The sequence below is a fragment of the Fibrobacter sp. UWB4 genome (assembly GCF_002210345.1).
Lineage (GTDB): Bacteria > Fibrobacterota > Fibrobacteria > Fibrobacterales > Fibrobacteraceae > Fibrobacter.
Map to the genome: position 1 here is coordinate 527,605 of NZ_MWQI01000001.1, position 19,991 is coordinate 547,595.

Consider the following 19,991-nt stretch of genomic DNA (forward strand, 5'->3'; position numbering starts at 1 on the left):
TGGATCCTTCGCGACCAGAGGTCGCTCAGGATGACGCCAAAGGCGTCACTTCACGCTAGCGGTCAGCAACTTTGTAATTGCTGCCACATATTCAGCCGGGTTCGGGAGCGGAGAACCTTCGGCAAGCAAAGCCTGACCGTAGAGGGCCTTCGGCCAATCGCCAAGATCTTCGTTCGCTTCGGCCTTCTTCTTGAGCATTTCGCAAATCGGGTGTGTCGGGTTGATTTCCAGAATGCGCTTGCTCTTCGGCAAGTTCTTCTGGCCCATAGCCTTCATCATGCGTTCCATCTGGGCGCTCATCGCGTCTTCGCTCGTCACGAGGCAGCACGGGCTATCCTTGAGGCGGCTAGACACGCGGACTTCCTTGATGTCTTCGTCCAAAAGTTTCTGCAGGTTTTCGCAGAGTCCCTTGAAGATTCCCTTGTTTTCTTCTTCGGCCTTCTTTTCTTCTTCGGTCTTTTCGAAGTCCACATCGCCACGGGAAATGTCGTGGAACTTCTTGTCGCCGAATTCCGTGAGGCTAGACATCATGAATTCATCGATGCCGTCGCTCATGAGCAACACTTCGTAGCCCTTGGCCTTGAAGGCTTCAAGCATCGGGTTCGACTTGATGGCGTTCTTGTCGCCCACGAGGTAGTAGATTTCCTTCTGGCCTTCCGGCATGCGCTTTACGTATTCGTCGAGGCTAACGAGAGCGTCGCCTTCGGTCTTGGTGCTTTCGAAACGGAGCAACTTCTTGAGTTCGTCAAGATGTTCCCAGTTCATGTAGAAGCCTTCCTTGAGGACCATGCCGAGTTCACGCCACCAGGCGTTATACTTCGCGACATCCTTGTCGGCCATGTTCTGCAAGGCGTCGAGCACCTTCTTGATCACGTGCTTGCGGATGTTGGTGATAATCTTGTTGTTCTGCAAGATTTCACGGGACACGTTTAGCGGCAAGTCTTCGGAATCGACCACGCCGCGCACAAAGCGCAGCCAAGGCGGCAGCAAGTCCTTGCAGTCGTCCATGATAAAGACTTTCTTCACGTAGAGCTTGAGTCCGTGCAAAGCGTCGTTGTGCCAGATGTTGAACGGGGCCTTCGACGGAATGTAGACGAGGCTCCAGAATTCCTGGGAACCTTCGGCGTGGCTGTGGCTCCAGGCGGCCGGTTCGTCGGCTTCATGGCTGATGACGTTGTAGAAATCCTTGTACTGTTCTTCGGTGACTTCCTTTTCACTCTGGCGCCACAAAGCAGTCTTGTCGTTCAAACGTTCTTCGGGCTTTTCTTCGAGTTCGCCCTTGTCGTTCTTTGTGGCTTCCGGATGGAAGTAAATACCGTAGCTCACGAAGCCGCTGTACTTCTGGACGATATCCTTGATCTTCCATTCGCTGGCAAAGTCTTCAGCGTCTTCGTCGTCCTTGAGGTAAAGCGTAATCTTTGTGCCGACCTTGTCGAGCGGGGCTTCAGAAATTTCGAAATCGCCCGTGCCTTCGGAGCTCCACAGGTAACCCTGCGTTTCGCCAGCCTTGAGAGTCAAGACTTCGACCTTCTTTGCGACCATGAACACGGAGTAGAAACCCACACCGAACTGACCAATCAAATCGACGCTGCTCTTGTCGGCATCCTTCAAGTTCTTGATGAAGTTCTTGGTGCCGCTACGAGCAATCGTGCCCAAGCAGTTGATCAAGTCTTCCTTGTTCATGCCGATACCGTTGTCTTCGACAACGAGGCGCTTGCCTTCCTTGTTCACCGAAATATCGATGCGCAACTGTGTGCCCACCGGGAGGAGGCTGGAGTTCGAAAGCGAGAGAAAACGACGCTTGTCGAGTGCATCTGCTGCGTTAGAAACCAGTTCGCGGAGGAAAATTTCCTTGTTGCTGTAAAGAGAATGAATCATCAAGTTCAGCATGTCGCGAACTTCGGTCTGGAACTCCATCTTTTCTGTTGCCATTTTAATCTCCTGTTAAATTTTTAAGCAATCCCGCAATTTTGCTGTTTCAAATTGAAACTAAAGGGCGGTCTTGTTTTGTTTCCGCGCTAGTATATGCAAGAACCGTGCCAACGATCTGCGAAGAAAAAAATGAGAAAAAAGTTGGTTTTTTATACTCGTTTTTTTTAAATTGTTCGAAAACCTATTTTTGGAGCAGAATATGAAAAAGTTGTTTCTCCTGTTGATTCTTATGGCTGCAGCCCAGTCATTTGCAATTTACGTTGATGCTGGCCTCGGTATTGGTGATGCGTCATCATCTGTTAATGGTAATAGCTATGAGGACCATTGCCCCAAATGCAGTGATCTTGCCGTTACACTGAATGTTCGTGTGGGCGAAAAGATTCTTCCTAATTTATGGGTTGCTGGGGAACTTTCCGGCGTCGGAAATCGCTACGGTGCAGACCTTGTTGATACATACGGTCACAAGGAAGAATTTTATACTCAGTTCAATAGCTATTATCTGGGACCCAGCGTCATATTCTACCCGATAGATCATCTCCACTTGTCGGCTTCGCTTGGCTTCTCCTGGACGGCAAATTCTTCGAATTTCTTGTCCGAAACGTACCAGGATGGAAAGGGTGTCGCTTTTGCATTGTCGGTTGCTTATGATACCGGAAAATCAAATGGTGCTTTGTTGGGGATGAAGTTCTACACGTCTCATGTGTCGATGAGTCCTTCTCAGAAAAGTTTGTCAACGACCGGTCTTCTGTTCTTTGTGAATTTTGTGCATAAATAGTTTTGTCGCTTAAGTAGCAATAAACGAAAAACCCGCATTGTTGTGCGGGTTCTTTTGCTATATGTAAAATCTTGATTATAAGAAAATCAATCCCAAAATGCCGACGGCCCAGACATACCAGGCGAAGTGCTGGAACTTGCCTTTCTGGACAAAGTTCATGAGCCACTTGAGCGCGATGACGCCGAAGACAAATGCAACGACCATGCCGACCAGGAGTTCCGGGGTGAATCCGCCGGCATCGACGCACTTCAAAGCTTTTTCCGGATCGAGGAGCGCTTTTTCGGGAGTCATGTTCTGGCACTTGATCCACTTGATGCAATCGAGGAGTGCTGCACCGCCAACGGCCGGAATGCTCATGAGGAAGCTGAATTCGCCTGCGTACTTGCGGTTTACGCCCATGAACATCATGGCGCTGATGGTCGAGCCGCTACGGCTGATGCCCGGGATGCAGGCGATGCCCTGTACGGTGCCGGTCACGAGTGCGCGCCACCAGTTCATCTTAACACCTTCGTTATCCGGGTGCTTAGCGCCGGTCGGGCCCCACTGCGATGTGAAAAGCAAAAGACCGGTGAAAAGTTCTGCAACGCAGACGGTACGCGGATTTTCGAACAGGCTTTCGAGAGCGTCCTTGAAGCCGAGGCCGATGAGCGCTGTCGGGATGCTTGCGAGAATGATGTAGCCTGCTTCGCGGAGCTGGTCGCGGTCGCGACGGAGGCAACCGACGATGATGTCCGTAATCTTCTTGTGGAACACCACGAAGATCGAAAGCAGTGTGCCTGCGTGGAGCATGATGTCGAAGAACATGCCTGCTTCGTTCATGCCTAAAAGTTCATGCCCGAGCACTAAATGGCCGGAGCTGGAGATGGGGAGGAATTCGGCGAGGCCCTGCAAAAGGCCGAGAATGATAGATTCGAACATAGTAAGGTAAATGTAGTTTTTAGTAGGAAGTAGGAAGTAGGAAGTAGGAAGTGTTTTGCAATTTTGAGGCTCTTTTTTCGCTATTTACTGCCTACTGTCTACCGTCTACTGTCTACTTCTTTTTTCTATAATTTTTTTCATGTGCAAGCGTTTTCTCCTTTGTTTTCATGATTTTAGCGTCTGGAACTTCCAGAAAGTGACCCCGATTCTTGAAGAACTCAAGGAATTGGTTGGAGGCCCTTTTAGCTTACTCGTGATTCCTGATACGGAGAATGCTACGGATGAAGCTGTTGACGCTTTCCGCGCGACTCTCGTTAGGCTCAAGTCCGAAGGTTTTGAGCTTGCACTGCATGGCTTTAAGCACAAGGCCGAATTTAGCCAGGGCCGCAGTTACGCTGGACTCGTGGGCATGAACCTTACGGGCGGCGAAGCTGAATTCGCGGGGCTTTCGGAGTACGAATCGAGTCGCCTTTTGCAGGCGGCCCTTGAATCTTGGAAAAAGCTGTTCGCCGATGAAAACGGAATCGCAGATGCGCCAGTGGCGTTTGTTCCGCCGACTTGGTTTAGCAACAAGTTCTTGCCTAGGCAAGTCCGTGCTGAAAAAATGTTGTACGAAGACCGCTTCTCGCTTACGACCGCCGAGGGAGTCCGCTACGCATCGCCGGTGGCGAGCTTTGCCGGCATCCCGAAATCAACGGAGAAGGCTGCGTTTGTCTATGCCGAAGGAATATTGAAATTCCCGTTCGGCGTTCCACGCATTGCCGTCCATCCTGTTGATTTCCCGCGATTGAACGACAAAATCCGTGACCTTATTCGGCTTGCGCTTGGTTGCAAGCGCCGCCTCACGCTTTACCGCGAACTCTAGAATCCCGGGATCAAGATTTCCTTTTTAGTCTTGCGCTTGGAATCGTCTGTGATTTCTATGGTGATCGTTTCGCCTGAGTCGGGAAGGGCGTCACCGAGTAAAATGATTTCGCGCGGTTCGGAATCGTATTCGGCGGCAATCCACTTGTTTTTATACTTGACTGTAATTGCGTTTCCGTCCGGGATTCCTGCGTATCTCGAATAAAGTGGAATTTTGAGCGCTGACTGGAGACGTCCTCCGACGAGAGTTTCTGTCCAATAAGGGAAGCCGAGTGAAAATCCGTCTTCGTCGGAGATGTTGGCTAGATCTCTGAGTTCATTTGTTGTCGCGCAACGGTTCTTTCCGCCTGTCTGCTTGTCGAAATAGAACCATCTGCGAGTTGTTTCTCCAAGCCAGTAAAGCGGGGCCGGGTTGTCGTCATTTTCGATGCATACATTCCACTTGCCGTAGAACTGCAATCCCTTCGGATGGAATTCGTAAAAGTCAACGCTATCCGTTTGATTGCGCGTGACGGCGAGGACGCGTTGCGATGTATCGCCAACGACTGGGATCCCAGAAATCTTTTGCGAAATTTTCACGTTGCCGACTTTGGTGTACCAGTTGATGCTTGTCTTGTACTTGCCGTAAGGATAAATTGAAATGAGTTCGTTCACGCTGCGGCCTGTGCCGGTGGAGCCTGCATCGGCGCTGTAGCGGATGAATCTTGTCTCGGGGAACGTCTCGACGATTTTTCCAATCGGGAGTGGCTTGCTGTGGTCGAAAATTTTGCAGAGGTCGTTGTTGATGGGCTGTTCATCCTTGTTCAGTGCGACGAACTTGTAGCCGGATTCGCAACGGTAAATGTCGAGCATGCTCTTACTCAGGAACGTATAAAGCGGCGTGTTCTGGTTCTTGGTAAGGACAAACTTGCCGTTGCTTTTGCAGGACCTGTGGAAATTGAATTCGCGCTTGATGATGTGTCCGCTAAAGTCTTCGATTTCGAGCCTGTAAGTTGAAATAGGACCGAGCTTAGCGTTGATGTAATGCCAGTCGCCTGCGGTATCGGCTTCTTCTGCCCAAAGAAGCTCATTGCGGATATCGATCATCTTTTTATAGCTGAGGTTGTCCATGACTTTGCTGTAAATTTTATCGTCATAGCGCCACAGCTCGAGTCGGCGGATGGCCATCGGATTTTCCTTGGGTTCGCGGCTATAGTCGGCGATCTTGATGGCCATGGACAAGTTAAATTCGTTCTTGACGGGCGTTTCGGCGCAGCCGTTGCGGAAAGCGTCGTCGGTTGTGAGAGCGAGTTCGTTTCCTTGCCAAACGGCAACTCCGAAAATTTGCGGTGCGATGGTGTCGAGGCATTTGACGCCGAGTTGGCAGGGCGAAGTGATGTCGTCTTTGCTCAGGCGGACTTCAAGATGCAAATGAGGATTTCCGATCCCCGTGCTTCCCGCGAATGTGAGCGTGTCGCCCTTGCGGAATCTGGTGTTAGGCTTGATTGAAATGTCGTTGCTCTTGGTGGCGTACTGCTTTTGCTTGATAAGGTCTTCTATGGTTTGAGTGAAGCTGCTCTGGTGGGCGAATACCCAGGTCTTGCCGCTTTCGCCTTCGAAGAACATGACCTTGCCATAACCGAATGGGGAGATCTTGATTTCTCTGACGTAACCGTTCTCTGGAGCGTAGATTGGCCAGCCTTCTTCCATTTGTGTGGAATAGTCGATGCCGGCGTGGTAGCGGGTGCCGCGATTTTCGCCGAAGGAAGATGTAAGATAGGCGTCGCGGTTGAACGGATCGTAAGAGAAAGGTTCGACGTACGACTCAGAAATCAGCTCGGCTGGAGGGGCCGCTCTTTCGGAAAAGTCCGTGTTGTCAAGCTTCGCTCCTCTTTGAACTGCGATGCAGTCCTCATAGGCGAAGGCGTCCATTTTGGAGGCGTCGCAGACGGTGTTTGCGTTATCAGCGAAGCATAAAGCGCTCCCGATGGAGAGAACGAGCGAAATTTTTTTTGTAAGCCTGACCATAGTGTTGAATAAAATACAAAAATATTATTTTATAATGACGGGCTTGTCCAAAAAAGTAATGGATTTTCGTGCTATTCTACCGATGTATTTGTTTTGGTTATAGCGGGGAGAATTTTGTACAAAAAGAAAAAGACCCGCTTTTTAGCGAGTCTTTTTAGTGGAGCTAAGGAGAGTCGAACTCCTGACCTCCTGCATGCCATGCAGGCGCTCTACCAACTGAGCTATAACCCCGAGGACGCGCACAAATATAGAATGAGTTGTTGTGCGTGTCAAGGGTGATTTGGAAAAATTTTTAAAAATTTCCAAATCACTAATTGCTTAAGCCTTTTCGATCGTGACGGATTCGATGATTACGTCGTCGTACGGGCGGTCCATACGGTCGGTATCGACACCGGCGATCTTGTCGAGCACATCGAAGCCTTCGTAGAGCTGGCCGAATACGGAGTAACCGTCAGCCGGGCCCGGGCCGCACTGGTCGTGGTCGAGGAAGTGCACGTTGTTGCCATGAACGATGAAGAACTGGCTGCCGATGGAGTGCGGCATAGCAGTCTTTGCCCAGCTGAGAGCGCCGCGGACGTGGGTGAGGCGGCTGTCGTACTTGTCGCCGATGGTAGAACCCGGACCCTTGGCGGCGTGGCCACCGGTACCGTTTTTACGGGTGAAGTCACCGCCCTGGATCATGAAATCCTTGATGATGCGGTGGAACGGAGCGCCATCGTACTTGCCCTGCTTTGCAAGTTCAATGAAGTTCGTGGCGCATTCACCGACGATTTCTTCGAAAAGGCGGAGTTTCATTGTGCCATGATTGGTCTTCATGATGGCGATGGTTTCGCCTGCCTGCGGTTTGTCTAACTGATTAAAGGACATTTTTGCTCCATGTGTTAATGGGTTCTATATGAAAATAACTATTAAAGCACGGCGCGTGGCGTCGCGTTTTTTTACATATATACAAATATCGCGGAGTGATTTAAACGAGGTTCAGAGTTTTTGCTCCAAAAAAGCTAGATTATCGTTGGAGTCAAGTAAAAAGATTGAAAAACACTAAATAAAAAGCAAAATCATGAACGATAATTGCAAAAAAGTAAGCGAGCTGCTTTCTGCCCAGACGATGGAATTCGCCTTGGACGAGATGGCGGCTAAAATCGCTAAGATGCATCCATCCGCCGACAACATGATTGTCCTTGGTATGGCTAGTCGCGGTATTCCGTTGGCTAAAAAACTCACAGAACGTCTTTCACAAAAGTTTGGTAAGCCCATTGAAATGGGTAGCCTCGATGCCACGTATTACCGTGACGACTTCCACTACCGCAAGAAGGTCGCCACCGAAATGCGCTTTACCGAAATGCCTGCTTCGGTGGAAGGCAAGACGGTCATCCTCGTCGATGACGTGCTCTACACGGGGCGTTCGGCCTTGGCTGCCATGCGCTCTATCTTGGATCTTGGCCGTCCGGCGGCGATCCGCCTTTGTGTACTCGTCGATCGCGGTCACCGCGAACTTCCGATTGCTCCGGATTGCGTAGGCCTTACGGTCGAAACCGCAAAGAATCAAGAAGTCCGTGTGGCTATCGATCCCATTGACAAAGAAAATTCCGTTTATCTCGTAGAAGTGGAGGCGTAAAGTGAGCGCTTTGGAAATTAAACATCTGTTTGGACTCCGTGGAGTATCCAAGCATGATATCCGCCTGATTCTGGATCATGCAAAACAGTTCCGCGAAATTCTCGAACGCCCGGTCAAAAAGGTCCCGAGCCTCCGGGGCATGACGGTCGTGAACTTGTTCTTCGAGAACAGCACACGTACGCGCACCAGCTTTGAACTTGCCGAAAAGCGACTCTCCGCCGATACGGTGAACTTCGCAAGTTCCAACTCCAGCGTCAAGAAGGGCGAAACGCTTGTCGATACGCTCCGCAATATCGAAGCCATGAAAATCGATATCGTGGTTGTCCGTCACAAGGGAACCGGTGTGCCGAAGTTCCTTGCCGATAACAGCAAGGCCATCATCGTGAACGCTGGCGACGGTGCGCATGAACATCCGACGCAGGCTCTCCTCGACATGCTGACAATCGAAGAAAAGCTCGGAACGCTCGAAGGCAAGAATGTGACCATCATTGGCGATATCCGCCACAGCCGCGTCGCCCGCAGTAACCTCTGGGGCATGTCCACGATGGGCGCTCATGTGACGCTCTGCGGACCTTCGACGCTTGTACCGCGCAACACGGAACTCATGAACCATGTGACATGGGAACCGGACGTGAAGAAGGCTGTCGCCAATGCCGACGCTATCATCGCTCTCCGCTTGCAAAAGGAACGCATGGACGATGCCCTCCTCCCGAGCATGCGCGAATACCGCAACACATTCGGCATCACGGAAGAACTCCTCGAATGCGCTAAGGACAAGATCATCATCATGCACCCGGGTCCAATCAACCGCGGCGTGGAACTCGATTCCGACATCGCCGATGGCGAACATTCTGTAATTCTTGATCAGGTGACCAACGGTGTTGCAGTCCGTATGGCCGTTCTCTTCCTTTTGGCTGGAGGTCGCAACAATGAAAATGCGTAAACCTTGTAAGGGTCGTCTTGTGAATGTCGTTCTGAAAAATGCAAAGTTCTGGAATGGCAAGTCTTTTGAACTTCAGAGCGAAGTTCGCCTGAACGCTTGCGAAAAAGCCGAAACGGTTGAATTTGACTGCAATGGCGCGCTTGTGATGCCGGCCCTCTTTGGTCTTGGCCTTGACTTTATGGAACCGCTTCGTGATGACGTCTACACGTTTGCCGATGGCTTCGATGCCTTGCGCAAGGGCGGTTTTTACGGTGGCCTTTACGAAAGTGCAGCAAACCCGATTGACGATGCCGACAAGTTCACTGCAATGGTGAACCGCTTCAAGTTCGAAGAACGCGGAGAAGAAGCTTTCGATATCAAGTTCCTCGGTGCTTACAGCAAGGGCTTTGGCACGGATAGCTTGGCTGAAATGGTCGAACTTGCCGAAGCCGGTGTCGCTGGCTTTGGCGACGGTAACGGCGTGATTCCGCATTCCCGTTTCCTCCGCCTCGCCATGGAATATGGCAAGATGACGGGCAAGCGCTTCTTCTTCCAGCCGATGGACAAGACGCTCCGCCACAGCGGCTGCGTTCACGAAGGCGCCTACTCCGACATGCTCGGCATGAAGGGCATTCCGCGCATTGCCGAAACGATTGCCGCCTACACGGTCCTCGAAACGGCTCGATTCCTCCAGGTGCCGGTACACTTCAAACAGGTCACTTGCGGTGAAACTCTTGAACTTGTCCGTAACGCCCGCAAGAACGGTATCGATGTCACTTGCGATGTGAACTTGTACCACCTGCTTTTGGACGATTCCTGCCTCGAAACGCTCGATTCCGCATACCACATCCTCCCGCCGATCCGCTCAGCTGCAGACCGCGAAGCCTTGTGGCAAGGCATTGCCGATGGTACGGTCAATGCGATTAGCGTGAACCACACGCCGGTGCTCCGTCAGGATACGGTCGTGAATTTCGAAGATTCCGTGCCGGGCGCACTTTCCCTGGAAGTCGCACTCCCTGCCATTTGGAACAAACTTGTGGCATGTGTCGGCGAAGCTCGTGCTATCGAACTTCTCTCGACCGCTCCTGCTCGTTTGGCTGGTGCAGAATCTGCCGGCGAAAGTGTGGTGGTGCTCGCTCCGGAAAAAACGCACAAGGTTCTCGAAAGCGACTTTGCAGGCCATGTTTGCAATTCCCCGCTCACGGGGAAGGTTCTGCCGTCTTCCATCCTCGCAAGCTACATCAACGGGGTCTGGACAGAACTGTAGTGAGTGCCGATGACTAGCGTTCTTCAAGAAGTCTGGAAAATTTTCCAGTACTACATTCTTCCGGTTCTTCCGTTTGTCGCGCTTGTGCTGATTGAAATTCAGCTCATGTACAACCGTCGTGAAAATGACGTGATGTTTGGCACAGACTCGTTCAACGAGAAGATCAAGGCGTTTGAATTTACGCCCAAGGAAGTGCGTACTCTGGAAAAGCTCGTGCGTTCGTCCAAGTTCGAGAACAAGGACGCCGTGTTGAACTCTTCAGGACTTTTTGAAGCAGCTGTCTCGGAATTTTATCGCATCCGTAATGTGTTTTCTGTCCGTGACGAAACGCTTGAAGCAATCGCGGGCTTGAGACGCAAGATGGATTTTACGGGATCCAATCCTTTGACGATGGTCTGCTCGACGAGGCAGTTCAATGTGGATGATCGCGTGGATTTGGAATTTGAAAGTGGGCAGGTCTTTAAGCGCGCAAAAATTCTTGAACGCTCTGAGAAAACCTGGAGCGTGAAGATTGATGGATCTGTTTCGCTGGCCAAGACGTTGCAGGGTTCGCGTGTGCTGATCCGCTGGACTCGAATGAACGACGCTGTTTATTCGAAGAGGCTTGTGGTTCTTGCCGCTACTCCTGATAAAGTTGTCTTTACGCACTGTAATCAACTTGATAAGGAACAACTGCGTAAGTGGGTCCGTGAAGTTGTCGATTTCCCGGTGACCGCAACATTTTCGAACGGGGAAACGCATTCGGGAATGCTTTATGACCTTTCTGCTGGAGGTATTTTGCTTGGGCTTGCTGTTGATTGCAAGCAGGACCAGGAATTCTCGATCTCGTTTGAGCTTCCGACGTTTGGTGTACAGACCGTGGATGTTAAGGTTCTGAACAACCTGGGACACAGGAATCCTGATTTTCCTCTGTACAATTCCATTGCGGCGGTGTTCACCGGATCGTATGCATGGACTCAGGAACGAGTCCTTCAGTACATTTTTGAGGTTACACGTAAAACGAAGTCGAAGAAAAACGAGGTAAATACCGTAACAACTTAGATTTATGTGATTTAGAGTTGATTTTCTCTTGACATTCGATGTTTATGAAAGTAAAATTTACATAGTATTGTTACTTATCGGAGTTTATTTTGGCTTTAGGATTGATTGCTAGAATTCGTGGAGAGCGCGAAACTGTTGGCATAGATGTTGGCCACTACAGCATCAAGTACGTTAAGGTCTATCATGATGCTAACGGTAAAAGGATTGTGCGCGAAGTTGATTTGGAACCTGTACCCGCAGGCTCCATCATCAATGGTCTTATCCAAAGACGTGATTCCGACGATTTGACTGCAGAAAAGGGTGCGAAGAAAGAGAAGGACGGTTTCGACAAGTTAGGCGAAGCCTTCTCCAAGCTTTTGCTCCGTCATCCGCTTGATGAAAATGTGGATGTTGTTGCTTCCGTGAACTGCGGCGCCGGTGAAGGTGGCGTACTCGTCGATCGCCTCTCGATCAAGGTCCCGAAGAACGGTAACGAAGAAGCCATTATCGTTCAGACGGCGCAGTCCCGTCCGCCGTTTGATGATCAGGACAACGTGCTGGACTACGAGGTTGTATCTCGTGAAGGCGACGAAGTCAAGGTGAATGTGGTTGCGGCAAAGAGTTCCATGCTTGATTCCTGGGCGCAGTTCTTTACGCGCAAGGGCATTAGACTTTCGGCGCTGGATGTCGATATCTTTGGTCTTCTGAATTCGTTTGTTATGACGGCTTCGGATGAAGAACGCAAGAAGACGACCGCTATCTTCAATATTGGCGATAACAAGATGAGCGTGGGCTTTATTCAGGATGGTGCGTTCCATTCCGTACGATCTATGAATGGCGGTTCGCTAAATGTTATTATCAACAAGCTGTCTTCAAGCCTTGACATTCCTGCCGAAAAATGTCATGAAATGTTTGAGAAAAACGATTTGAAGGTTATTGAAGGCGTGGCTATTTCAGTTCTCGAAGATGCAATGAAGGTCGCTTTCGAAGAACTGATGTCCCAGATTACTTTTGGTATCCGCTATCATTCCTCTGCGGAAGATTCCCGTCCGCTCGAAAGGATCTTGATTGGTGGAGGTGGTGCTGCCGTTCCTGGCCTTTTGGAATATATTGCCGAGAAGACTGGCATCGAAACGGCTACTGTGAACCCGTTCCGCTCTGTGGAATGCGATTCCAGCGTGGTCGATAAGGAAGGCATGTCTATCGCCCTGTCTAACATTTACGCCCCGGCTTTGGGACTTGCAATGAGGAAGTTCTAATGGCTACGAAGAAGAATAAAGGTGCCAACAAGGCGCTTGCGATTACGATCAACCTTTTGCCAAGCGACCATCGCAAAAAGCAAACGGACTTGACTTGGCTTACGGACCGCCGCGTGGTGTGGCCAACTGTTTTTTTCATTGTTGCGATTTTTGTGGCCCTGTTCGTTTACGCTTATACGTTGCAGGAAATTTCTAGCAAGACTGCTGAACTCCAGTCTGTGCGTTCTGCTGTTGAACGTGAACGCCCGCTGCTCAAGAAAATCAGTGAACTTGAAAAGAACCAGTCTATCATTAATACTAAGATTAATGCGCTTAAGTCTATCCAGATCAGCAAAAAGCGCTGGGTGGTGCTGTTCGAAAACATTTCGTCTGTATTGCCTCCAAACATGTGGCTTACCAGCGTTTCGCAGGTGAGCGAGTTCAACCTCGAAATGAAAGGCACGACTTTCGATTTTTCCGAGGTGGCTGAATACATGGTCAAGCTCGAAAAGCAGGTCAGCGTAAAGAAAGTCTCGCTGGTGACTATTTCTACGACGAAGGTCGATGGCGACGAAGCTTACAGCTTTACACTCAAGGTCGAACTCAATCGCGATCTTGGAGAGGAGGGTTGATATGGGCAACCTTAATATTGACTTTAAAGACAAGAAAAATATTTACTGCATCGTTATGATTGCAGTTATCTTGTTGGGTATATATGCTGGCTATACATATATGTGGGATCCTTTCCAGAAAGAATTTGAAAATCTTGAAAACCAGCGAATATCGGCACAGAAGGAATTGGATAAGATTAATTCCAAGAAGCATCGCGTGGCAGAACTTGAAATGCAGCTTGCTCAGGCCGAAAAGGATTTCCAGAAACTGAAGGAAATGTTCCCGGAAGAAGAAAAGGTGCCGCTTCGCTTGCAGGACCTCTATTCCGTGCTTCGCAGTTCCGGTGTGCAGATCCAGAAGTTCAATCCAGAAGGACGTTCCGAAAGGGAACACTACATCGAGAACCGCTATTCCATTGCAGTCAATTCCGGCTACCACATGCTTGGCTACCTGTTTGCCGAAATTGCAAACTTCAATTACCCGACTGCGATTACGAACTTGAGACTTTCTCGCTATTCCGGCATTGCTGCCGAAGTGCAGAAGGCTGAAACACACGGTTGGACTCCGATTACCATGTCGGTGAATTTCAACTTGACCACTTATACATCCAAGAAGGTTGGCAAATAATGAAATGCAAGTTCCTTCTTATGCTGTTATCGAGTGCCGTAGCTTTACAGGCTGCGCTGATTAAGGATGTTCGTTTCAATTGCGCGAACAATTGCCAGATGGAATTCCAGTTTGCCTCTGACAAGAATTTGCCGACATTTTATCAGAAATACGATAACCCCTCCAATACTTTAACGGTTGGTTTCTCCGAATCAGACTTTGCTCTTGGCGTCGGTAAATACGATGTCGATCAGTCATCGCCGTTTGTACGTTCCATGAGGGTTTTCAAGGAACCGTATCGCGGCATGGATTTCTTGAAGATCGAAATCAAGGTGGGCGCTTCTATCAATTCGGACAAAAACGCCATTGCTCTTAATAAGTCAAGCTTCCTTCTGAAGTTTGCTGGCTCGAACGGTAAGTCCTGGACTCTTTCGAAGCTTTACGCTGCTAATAAGAAAGCTGCGGAAAAGGCTGCCCGTGAAGAGGAAAAGCGCTTGGCCGCTGAACGCAAAGCGGCTGAAAAGCAGGCTGTGCTAGACCGCAAGGCTGCCGAAAAGCAAGCCGCTCTTGAACGCAAGGCCGCCCGCGAGGAAGAAAAACGCCTCGCTGCTGAACGCAAAGCGGCTGAAAAGGCTGCGGCCCAGAATATGGCCCCTGTTCCGGTGCCTGTGGCCCAGGCGGGAGCTTCCGCGTTGCTTCCCGGGATCAAGGAGATGACGGTCCTTATCGGTTCTGGCATGGAACAGTTCCGATTGGAGGCCGATACTCGCCTTAGCATAGACAAAATTTCTATGCCGAATGCCTCCTTTATTATCAAGATTTCGGTTAAGGGTCCTGAAAGGTCGCCTGTGTTTAAAGTGAGTGCCGGCTCTCTTGTGAAGTCGGTGTTCTGGGATATGGATGGTCTCAATATCCAGCTTTCTGCGGGTGCAAAGCCTGTGATCCTCGTGCAGGAAGGTGCCCTGATTTTGCAGACGGCTGAAAATGCAATCCGCCGCGATGGGTTTGTTTTCTGGAGCGCCCGTCCGAATGGCATTTATGTACGCGACTGGATGAAATCGCCGGATGCCGTCCCGGAATTCTCGGACTTTGTGAAGACTTACGAAAAGGAAAGCAAGAAGGTTGTTTCTAGCGTTCAGACTTTCCATTTGCGTCCGGTTGTGCGAGAATTGATTGTTGTTGCCGACGAAACGGAATTCTATGCGGCTCCGAGTGAAAAGGCTCAGGTGATGCAGCGCGTGGTCTTTGGCGACCGCCTTGTGAATATGGATTTGAACGGGCTTTATCGCAAGGTCCAGGTGGGTAACAAGATTGGTTACGTGAACCGCCGTGCGGTAAGCTTTACCGATGAACTTTCTGCAGTGCAGATGGAACGCCTTAAGAAGGTGGACCAGGAACGCGGTGAAATGCTCACGCAGGGCATGAAGCCTGTTGGAAGCGCCCTCGATGAACTTTACGAAGACCGAGTGACTTATAGCTCTTTCGGTCGTCGCGATCCGTTCGTAGAAATCAAGGGCTTGGTCGAAGAAGGTATCAACATCGACCAGGTGGAACTGGTGGGTATTATTTGGGAAGCCGAGGAGCCAGTGGCTATTCTCGTCGAAACCAAGAATCCGAGCGTGTCTTATACGATCAAGGAAGGCGATAAGATCATGAACGGAAAAGTTCTTAAAATTACACAAACTGATGTGCTCTTCTTGATTCAGGAATTCGGGGTGAGCCGTCGCTACTCTATGGGTCTTCCCGATAAATTTGGGGGTCAAAAGTGAAAAAGCTGACTAAAATTCTGACGATTCTTATCATGGTGGCAAGCTTTGCTACTGCGTGGGCTGCTCCTGCCGAAGGCTCTGTGGCCCCGAATAAGAAGTTATATGATTTCAACTTCGTCAACATGGACTACGAAGCCATTTTCCGCTCTGTGTCGGTGATTGCAGGTGTGGATATCTTGATTGCCCCAGATGTCAAGGGCAAGATCAGCTTGCGTGTGACCAAGAAGACCTGGCAAGAGACGTTGGACATTATTTGTAACATGAATGACCTTACATGGGTGATTCAGGACAAGTACATTTCCATCCAGCGCTTGAGCACGTATCAGGCAAAGCAAAAGAAAATTGCTGACGAAGAAAATCAGGCTGAACAGACGGCGCCTCTTGTCCGCAAGAATTTCCAGGTGCACCATGCCAAGGCTGATGAACTTGTCAAGGTGCTTGAAAGCATGAAGTCCAATCGCGGCAAGATTTCTGTCGTGGAACGTACGAACTCCATCATCGTTTACGATACGGAAAGCAAGATCGAACAGATGGGCAATGCCCTTACCGAACTTGATGTGGAAACTCTCCAGATCATGATTACCGCAAAGCTTGTTGTTGTCAACAGTGAACTGGCTCGTGAACTTGGTGTGGACTGGACGGCTGCGATGGGTTCTGCAACCCTTACTCCTGGTACTGCCGCTCTTCCGGGTGCTGCTGAGGCCGGTGCTAGCCGAATTAGTGGCGCTATCCGTTCCTTCCCGAACGGAACTTCTCCGGCTGTAGGCAAGGCTAATACAGCCATTACGGCAAGCCTCCTCGACAACAATCTCCAGATTGCCATTTCAAACTTGATGGGCGATGCTTCCACGGAAGTGCTTGCCAGCCCGCAGGTTTCTACGCTCGACAACACTGAAGCTCAGGTGTTCATGGGTGACAAGGTCTCCATCCGCGTGATTGACGATAGCGGTGAATCTTCGACCAAGATGGTGGAAACGGGTATCAAGCTCACGGTGACGCCGCACGTTTCTGGCGACAACCGCATCTTGCTTGACCTCCATCCGGAAAACAACTCCTATGGCTATGACGAAAAGGGCGAAGTTGTGATTTCGACTCAGGAAGCAAAGACCAAGGTGGTCGTGGCTGATGGTGAAACGGTTGTGATCGGTGGCCTTACCCGCAACGAAAACACCGAAAGCGAAAGCGGCATTCCGTTCCTCAAGGACATTCCGCTCTTGGGCAACCTCTTTAAGTATAGCCGCAAGTCCATCACGAAGAAGGACCTCGTGATCTTTGTGACTCCGAGAATCATTCGCAACTACATCGGCAATGTCGATATCTCTGAAAAGTCCGAAGAAACTTCCAGTGTTGCCGCTCCGGAACTCAAGCCGGTCGATGAAAAGATCATGGAATCCCCGGTGGTGACGGGTGAAACCCCGGAAGCCCCGGTACCGGAAGATTCCCACGATGATGGCTGGAATCAGTAATTAATGAACTTGTCATCCCGGCTTCTATGCCGGGATCAACTGAAAAACGCGAAAACCCTGGCTCTGCCAGGGCTTTTTGCTTTCGTCTCTCGTCTGTAGTCGCGAGCGACGTTCTGTATTCTAATTATCGCACTACGAGTGCGGCGAGCGCGAGTTCCTGGCTCATGCGGGTAGGGCACTTGCCACTCTTGATTTCGTAATTGAGGTCGGCGAGGCGGCGGAGCACTCGCACGAGGAGCGGCTTACGCCAACGGCGGCAGCACTCGGCGGCTTGGCCTTTTTTCACGAACATGTAGTAGTTCTTGCCGATCTTTTTAGCGGCTTCTTCGGGCGAGACGCCTTTTGCAGTAAGCGAGCCGTAGTTCAAAAGCGAGAGTGCGTAGTTGTACAGCGTGTTCGAAATGCGGATGGCATCGACGCCGCTGTTCAATAGTTCGTTCAGCTTCTGGACGTAAGCCTTGGCATTCTGCATGCCGAAGAATCCTTCGATCTCGTAGGTCGGGATATCTCGCTGGGAGACAACCATCGTTTTCACGAGGTCGAGCGTAATCTTTTTGCAGTCCGGAGCGTAGAGGATGATTTTCTCGACTTCTTCGCTCACGAGCTTGGTGTCGTTGCCTAGCGCTTCGGCGAGGTACTGCGATGCCGCAGGCTCAATCGCCTTGTTGAAGTGCGTCGGGACGACTGCAGAAATCCAGTCGGCCATTTCGTATTGCTTCGGGACGTCGAACTTTTCGACCTTGCCAACCTTTGCGAGCGCCTTGTAGAGTTCGCTGGAGGCGAGAAGCGTTTCAAAATCGAAGAGCAACTTGCCGCTTGCCGCGTGGGGGAGCCACTTGGCAAGAGCCTTCATGTCGTCGGTCTTGAGGGCTTCGGCCTTGCGCACGACTATGACCTGTTCAGGTGAGAACATCGACACGGAATCGCATGCTTCGATGATGACATCGGAGATGGATGCGATGTTTGTGTCTGTGGCGTACAGCACCTGCTTGGCCATCGGATCTGAAATCCGGTCGCCAAGAGTCTCGGACAGGAATTTTTCAATCCGCTTGTCCTTGCTGAACTGGTCTTTGCCGATGAGCGTTACGAACATGGATTACTTGAAATCGATGATTTCGAACTGGTTCTTGCCCTTGGGCGTTACGACTTCGACCGTATCGCCGCGCTTCTTGCCCATGAGGGCTGCACCAATCGGGCTCTTGAAGCTGATCTTGCCGTTGAGGGCGTCTGCTTCTTCGGGCGAGACGAGCTGGTATACGATGTCGCGCTTGGTCTTCAAGTTCTTGGCGGTGACTGTAGCACCGAACTTGATGGTATCGGAGTTCGTATCAAAAGCAATCACCTGGGCACGGGCGAGCTGGTCCTGAAGCTTCGGCATTTCGATGTTATCGATAGCGGCGAGGCGCTCCTTGGCGGCATGGTATTCAGCGTTTTCGCTCAAATCGCCTTGTGCACGGGCGTCAACTAATTCTTGAAGTACGCGGGGACGTTCAACATTTTTTAAATTTTCAAGGTCCTTAACGAGCTTGTCGTAAGCCTCTTGTGTAAACATGATCTTTTCCATGCTCCATAAGGTAAAAATTTTAACGGGCTTTGCGAGCCCAGAATCGCAAAGAAAGCTTCTTTTTAGGAGATACTATGTACACTGTGTTGGAAAAAGGCGGCGTTTGCTCCCCCAAGGGCTTTACCGCATCTGGAATTTGCGCCGGAATCAAGGCCAGCGGCAATGCCGATATGGCTCTTCTCAAGAGCGAAAAGGCTGCCCGCTGCTTCGCCGTTTTTACCACCAATAAGGTGAAGGCCGCCCCGGTCCTTTACGACAAGGCCGCTTTGGAACATGCCCACTTTGCATCTGCTGTGATCGTGAACAGCGGTAACGCTAACGCTTGCACTGGCGAAAAGGGTTATGCCGATGCTGAACGCATGGCTGTCCTCACGGAAGAAGCCTTGAAGCTCACGCCGAAGAGCGTACTTGTCTGCAGCACGGGCGTGATTGGCCACTTGATGCCGATGGACAAGATCGAAGCCGGTATCCCGAAGCTCGTGGAAAAGCTCCACGCTGATGCTTCCGAAGAATTCGGCCGCGCCATCCTCACGACGGACCTTGCTCTCAAGAGCCACGCCGTTGAAATCAAGACCGAAAAGGGTGTGGTGACGATCGGTGGCGCCTGCAAGGGTTCTGGCATGATCCACCCGAACATGGCTACGATGCTCGCTTTCATCACGACTGACCTTGCTTTGCCGATTGACTTCTTTGCTGAATTCCGTGCCAACATCGCAGACTCCTTCAACGCAATTACGGTTGATGGTGACACCAGCACGAACGACACTTGCATCATGCTTGCTAACGGCATGAGCGGCATCAAGTACGAAGACCTCTCCCTCAGCGAACAGGGCGAATTCCGCGCTGCTTTGACGCTCGTGATGCAGAGCCTCGCCAAGGACATTGTCCGCGACGGTGAAGGTGCAACGAAGCTCATCGAACTCCGCATTGAAAAGGCTGAAAGCCACGAAGAAGCTCTCCGCATGGCCCGCTTCATCGGTACGTCGAACCTCGCCAAGTGCGCTATGTTCGGTGAAGACCCGAACTGGGGACGTATCCTCAGCAGTGCTGGTTCTAGCGGCTGCAACATGGTTGCTGAACACACGGACCTCTACTTCGGTGAAGTCAAGGTTCTCGAAGGTGGCCGTCCGGTACAGCTGGATGAAAAGCAGACGGCTGCACTGCATGCCGTGGTTCGTCAGCGTGAATACAAAGTAACGCTCGTGTTGAACATCGGCCAGGCTTCTGCAAGCGCATTCACTTGCGACTTGAGCTATGGCTACGTGAAAATCAACGCTGAATATACTACGTAATTAGTTACTAGAGTTGTCTTTCCCGACTTGATCGGGAATCTCCTTTTTTAAAACTTCTCGGTGATGCCGAGGAGTTTTTTTACGATTCTGTGTTTGTTTCTGGTGATGAATAATGGTTCCT

At 50.6% G+C, this 19,991-nt stretch carries 18 protein-coding genes and 1 tRNA gene; 12 read left to right on the top strand and 7 right to left on the bottom strand.

Translation table 11 applies throughout. The features are described 5' to 3' along the window. Positions 1-45 precede the first annotated feature (45 nt). Positions 46-1,932: a molecular chaperone HtpG gene (gene htpG, locus B7990_RS02170; RefSeq protein ID WP_088639407.1), complete on the bottom strand. Its 1,887-nt coding sequence runs from the start codon at positions 1,930-1,932 to the stop codon at positions 46-48. Between the two features lie 199 nt (positions 1,933-2,131). Between htpG and B7990_RS02175 the strand changes: the two genes are divergently transcribed. Then, a complete protein-coding gene (locus B7990_RS02175; protein WP_088639408.1) occupies positions 2,132-2,707 on the top strand; it encodes a hypothetical protein in 576 nt (191 codons plus the stop codon). 75 nt (positions 2,708-2,782) lie between these two features. Here the strand turns inward: B7990_RS02175 and B7990_RS02180 are convergent, their stop codons facing one another. After that, positions 2,783-3,625, bottom strand: a complete 843-nt coding sequence (locus tag B7990_RS02180; RefSeq protein WP_088639409.1) for an undecaprenyl-diphosphate phosphatase — start codon at positions 3,623-3,625, stop codon at positions 2,783-2,785. A 139-nt stretch (positions 3,626-3,764) separates the two neighbouring features. Between B7990_RS02180 and B7990_RS02185 the strand changes: the two genes are divergently transcribed. After that, a complete protein-coding gene (locus tag B7990_RS02185; RefSeq protein WP_088639410.1) occupies positions 3,765-4,490 on the top strand; it encodes a polysaccharide deacetylase family protein in 726 nt (241 codons plus the stop codon). Here the strand turns inward: B7990_RS02185 and B7990_RS02190 are convergent. From B7990_RS02190 to B7990_RS02200, 3 genes are all read right to left on the bottom strand, one after another. Beyond that, positions 4,487-6,496, bottom strand: coding sequence for a M23 family metallopeptidase (locus tag B7990_RS02190; RefSeq protein WP_088639411.1), 2,010 nt, complete (start codon positions 6,494-6,496; stop codon positions 4,487-4,489). The genes B7990_RS02185 and B7990_RS02190 overlap by 4 nt on opposite strands. A gap of 158 nt (positions 6,497-6,654) precedes the next feature. Beyond that, a tRNA-Ala gene (locus B7990_RS02195) sits at positions 6,655-6,727 on the bottom strand. 87 nt (positions 6,728-6,814) lie between these two features. Continuing rightward, positions 6,815-7,363: a peptidylprolyl isomerase gene (locus tag B7990_RS02200; RefSeq protein ID WP_088639412.1), complete on the bottom strand. Its 549-nt coding sequence runs from the start codon at positions 7,361-7,363 to the stop codon at positions 6,815-6,817. Between the two features lie 193 nt (positions 7,364-7,556). On the opposite strand from B7990_RS02200, the gene pyrR reads away from it, so the two are divergent. The 9 genes from pyrR (at position 7,557) to pilQ (ending at position 17,014) form a co-directional block, all read left to right on the top strand. Continuing rightward, the gene (gene pyrR / locus B7990_RS02205) at positions 7,557-8,114 is read left to right on the top strand and encodes a bifunctional pyr operon transcriptional regulator/uracil phosphoribosyltransferase PyrR (protein ID WP_088639413.1); all 558 of its coding nucleotides are present in this window, start codon (positions 7,557-7,559) and stop codon (positions 8,112-8,114) included. 1 nt (position 8,115) lies between these two features. Further along, a complete protein-coding gene (locus tag B7990_RS02210; protein WP_088639414.1) occupies positions 8,116-9,057 on the top strand; it encodes an aspartate carbamoyltransferase catalytic subunit in 942 nt (313 codons plus the stop codon). Further along, the gene (locus tag B7990_RS02215; RefSeq protein WP_088639415.1) at positions 9,044-10,303 is read left to right on the top strand and encodes a hypothetical protein; all 1,260 of its coding nucleotides are present in this window, start codon (positions 9,044-9,046) and stop codon (positions 10,301-10,303) included. Before B7990_RS02210 ends, B7990_RS02215 begins: the two co-directional genes overlap by 14 nt. Before the next feature lie 9 nt (positions 10,304-10,312). Beyond that, on the top strand, positions 10,313-11,344 hold the full coding sequence (locus B7990_RS02220; RefSeq protein WP_141099201.1) for a PilZ domain-containing protein: 1,032 nt from the start codon (positions 10,313-10,315) through the stop codon (positions 11,342-11,344). 89 nt (positions 11,345-11,433) lie between these two features. Continuing rightward, positions 11,434-12,582 carry a pilus assembly protein PilM gene (gene pilM, locus B7990_RS02225; RefSeq protein WP_088639416.1) on the top strand — a complete coding sequence of 383 codons (1,149 nt, stop codon included), beginning with the start codon at positions 11,434-11,436 and terminating at the stop codon, positions 12,580-12,582. Beyond that, the gene (locus B7990_RS02230) at positions 12,582-13,193 is read left to right on the top strand and encodes a PilN domain-containing protein (protein ID WP_088639417.1); all 612 of its coding nucleotides are present in this window, start codon (positions 12,582-12,584) and stop codon (positions 13,191-13,193) included. The genes pilM and B7990_RS02230 overlap by 1 nt, the downstream gene beginning before the upstream one ends. A 1-nt stretch (position 13,194) precedes the next feature. Beyond that, a complete protein-coding gene (locus tag B7990_RS02235) occupies positions 13,195-13,800 on the top strand; it encodes a type 4a pilus biogenesis protein PilO (protein ID WP_088639418.1) in 606 nt (201 codons plus the stop codon). Beyond that, entirely contained in the window at positions 13,800-15,548 is a 1,749-nt protein-coding gene (locus B7990_RS02240; RefSeq protein ID WP_088639419.1) for a hypothetical protein, read from the top strand. Before B7990_RS02235 ends, B7990_RS02240 begins: the two co-directional genes overlap by 1 nt. Continuing rightward, the gene (pilQ, locus tag B7990_RS02245) at positions 15,545-17,014 is read left to right on the top strand and encodes a type IV pilus secretin PilQ (RefSeq protein WP_088639420.1); all 1,470 of its coding nucleotides are present in this window, start codon (positions 15,545-15,547) and stop codon (positions 17,012-17,014) included. The genes B7990_RS02240 and pilQ overlap by 4 nt, the downstream gene beginning before the upstream one ends. A 124-nt stretch (positions 17,015-17,138) precedes the next feature. On the opposite strand, the gene holA is transcribed toward pilQ, so the two are convergent. Then, positions 17,139-18,107: a DNA polymerase III subunit delta gene (gene holA, locus B7990_RS02250; protein ID WP_088630233.1), complete on the bottom strand. Its 969-nt coding sequence runs from the start codon at positions 18,105-18,107 to the stop codon at positions 17,139-17,141. Between the two features lie 3 nt (positions 18,108-18,110). Then, a complete protein-coding gene (gene greA, locus B7990_RS02255) occupies positions 18,111-18,578 on the bottom strand; it encodes a transcription elongation factor GreA (protein ID WP_088639421.1) in 468 nt (155 codons plus the stop codon). Between the two features lie 74 nt (positions 18,579-18,652). On the opposite strand from greA, the gene argJ reads away from it, so the two are divergent. Beyond that, positions 18,653-19,870: a bifunctional glutamate N-acetyltransferase/amino-acid acetyltransferase ArgJ gene (gene argJ / locus B7990_RS02260; protein ID WP_088639422.1), complete on the top strand. Its 1,218-nt coding sequence runs from the start codon at positions 18,653-18,655 to the stop codon at positions 19,868-19,870. The last annotated feature ends 121 nt before the right edge of the window (positions 19,871-19,991 follow it).

Bases quoted from the DNA above. Each gene is read 5' to 3' on its own strand.
- B7990_RS02190 (WP_088639411.1), bottom strand. From the start codon at position 6,496: ATGGTCAGGCTTACAAAAAAAATTTCGCTCGTTCTCTCCATCGGGAGC.
- htpG (WP_088639407.1), bottom strand. From the start codon at position 1,932: ATGGCAACAGAAAAGATGGAGTTCCAGACCGAAGTTCGCGACATGCTG.
- B7990_RS02235 (WP_088639418.1), top strand. From the start codon at position 13,195: ATGGGCAACCTTAATATTGACTTTAAAGACAAGAAAAATATTTACTGC.
- holA (WP_088630233.1), bottom strand. From the start codon at position 18,107: ATGTTCGTAACGCTCATCGGCAAAGACCAGTTCAGCAAGGACAAGCGG.
- B7990_RS02185 (WP_088639410.1), top strand. From the start codon at position 3,765: ATGTGCAAGCGTTTTCTCCTTTGTTTTCATGATTTTAGCGTCTGGAAC.
- pyrR (WP_088639413.1), top strand. From the start codon at position 7,557: ATGAACGATAATTGCAAAAAAGTAAGCGAGCTGCTTTCTGCCCAGACG.
- B7990_RS02230 (WP_088639417.1), top strand. From the start codon at position 12,582: ATGGCTACGAAGAAGAATAAAGGTGCCAACAAGGCGCTTGCGATTACG.
- B7990_RS02215 (WP_088639415.1), top strand. From the start codon at position 9,044: ATGAAAATGCGTAAACCTTGTAAGGGTCGTCTTGTGAATGTCGTTCTG.
- B7990_RS02175 (WP_088639408.1), top strand. From the start codon at position 2,132: ATGAAAAAGTTGTTTCTCCTGTTGATTCTTATGGCTGCAGCCCAGTCA.
- greA (WP_088639421.1), bottom strand. From the start codon at position 18,578: ATGGAAAAGATCATGTTTACACAAGAGGCTTACGACAAGCTCGTTAAG.
- B7990_RS02220 (WP_141099201.1), top strand. From the start codon at position 10,313: ATGACTAGCGTTCTTCAAGAAGTCTGGAAAATTTTCCAGTACTACATT.
- B7990_RS02200 (WP_088639412.1), bottom strand. From the start codon at position 7,363: ATGTCCTTTAATCAGTTAGACAAACCGCAGGCAGGCGAAACCATCGCC.
- B7990_RS02180 (WP_088639409.1), bottom strand. From the start codon at position 3,625: ATGTTCGAATCTATCATTCTCGGCCTTTTGCAGGGCCTCGCCGAATTC.
- argJ (WP_088639422.1), top strand. From the start codon at position 18,653: ATGTACACTGTGTTGGAAAAAGGCGGCGTTTGCTCCCCCAAGGGCTTT.
- B7990_RS02240 (WP_088639419.1), top strand. From the start codon at position 13,800: ATGAAATGCAAGTTCCTTCTTATGCTGTTATCGAGTGCCGTAGCTTTA.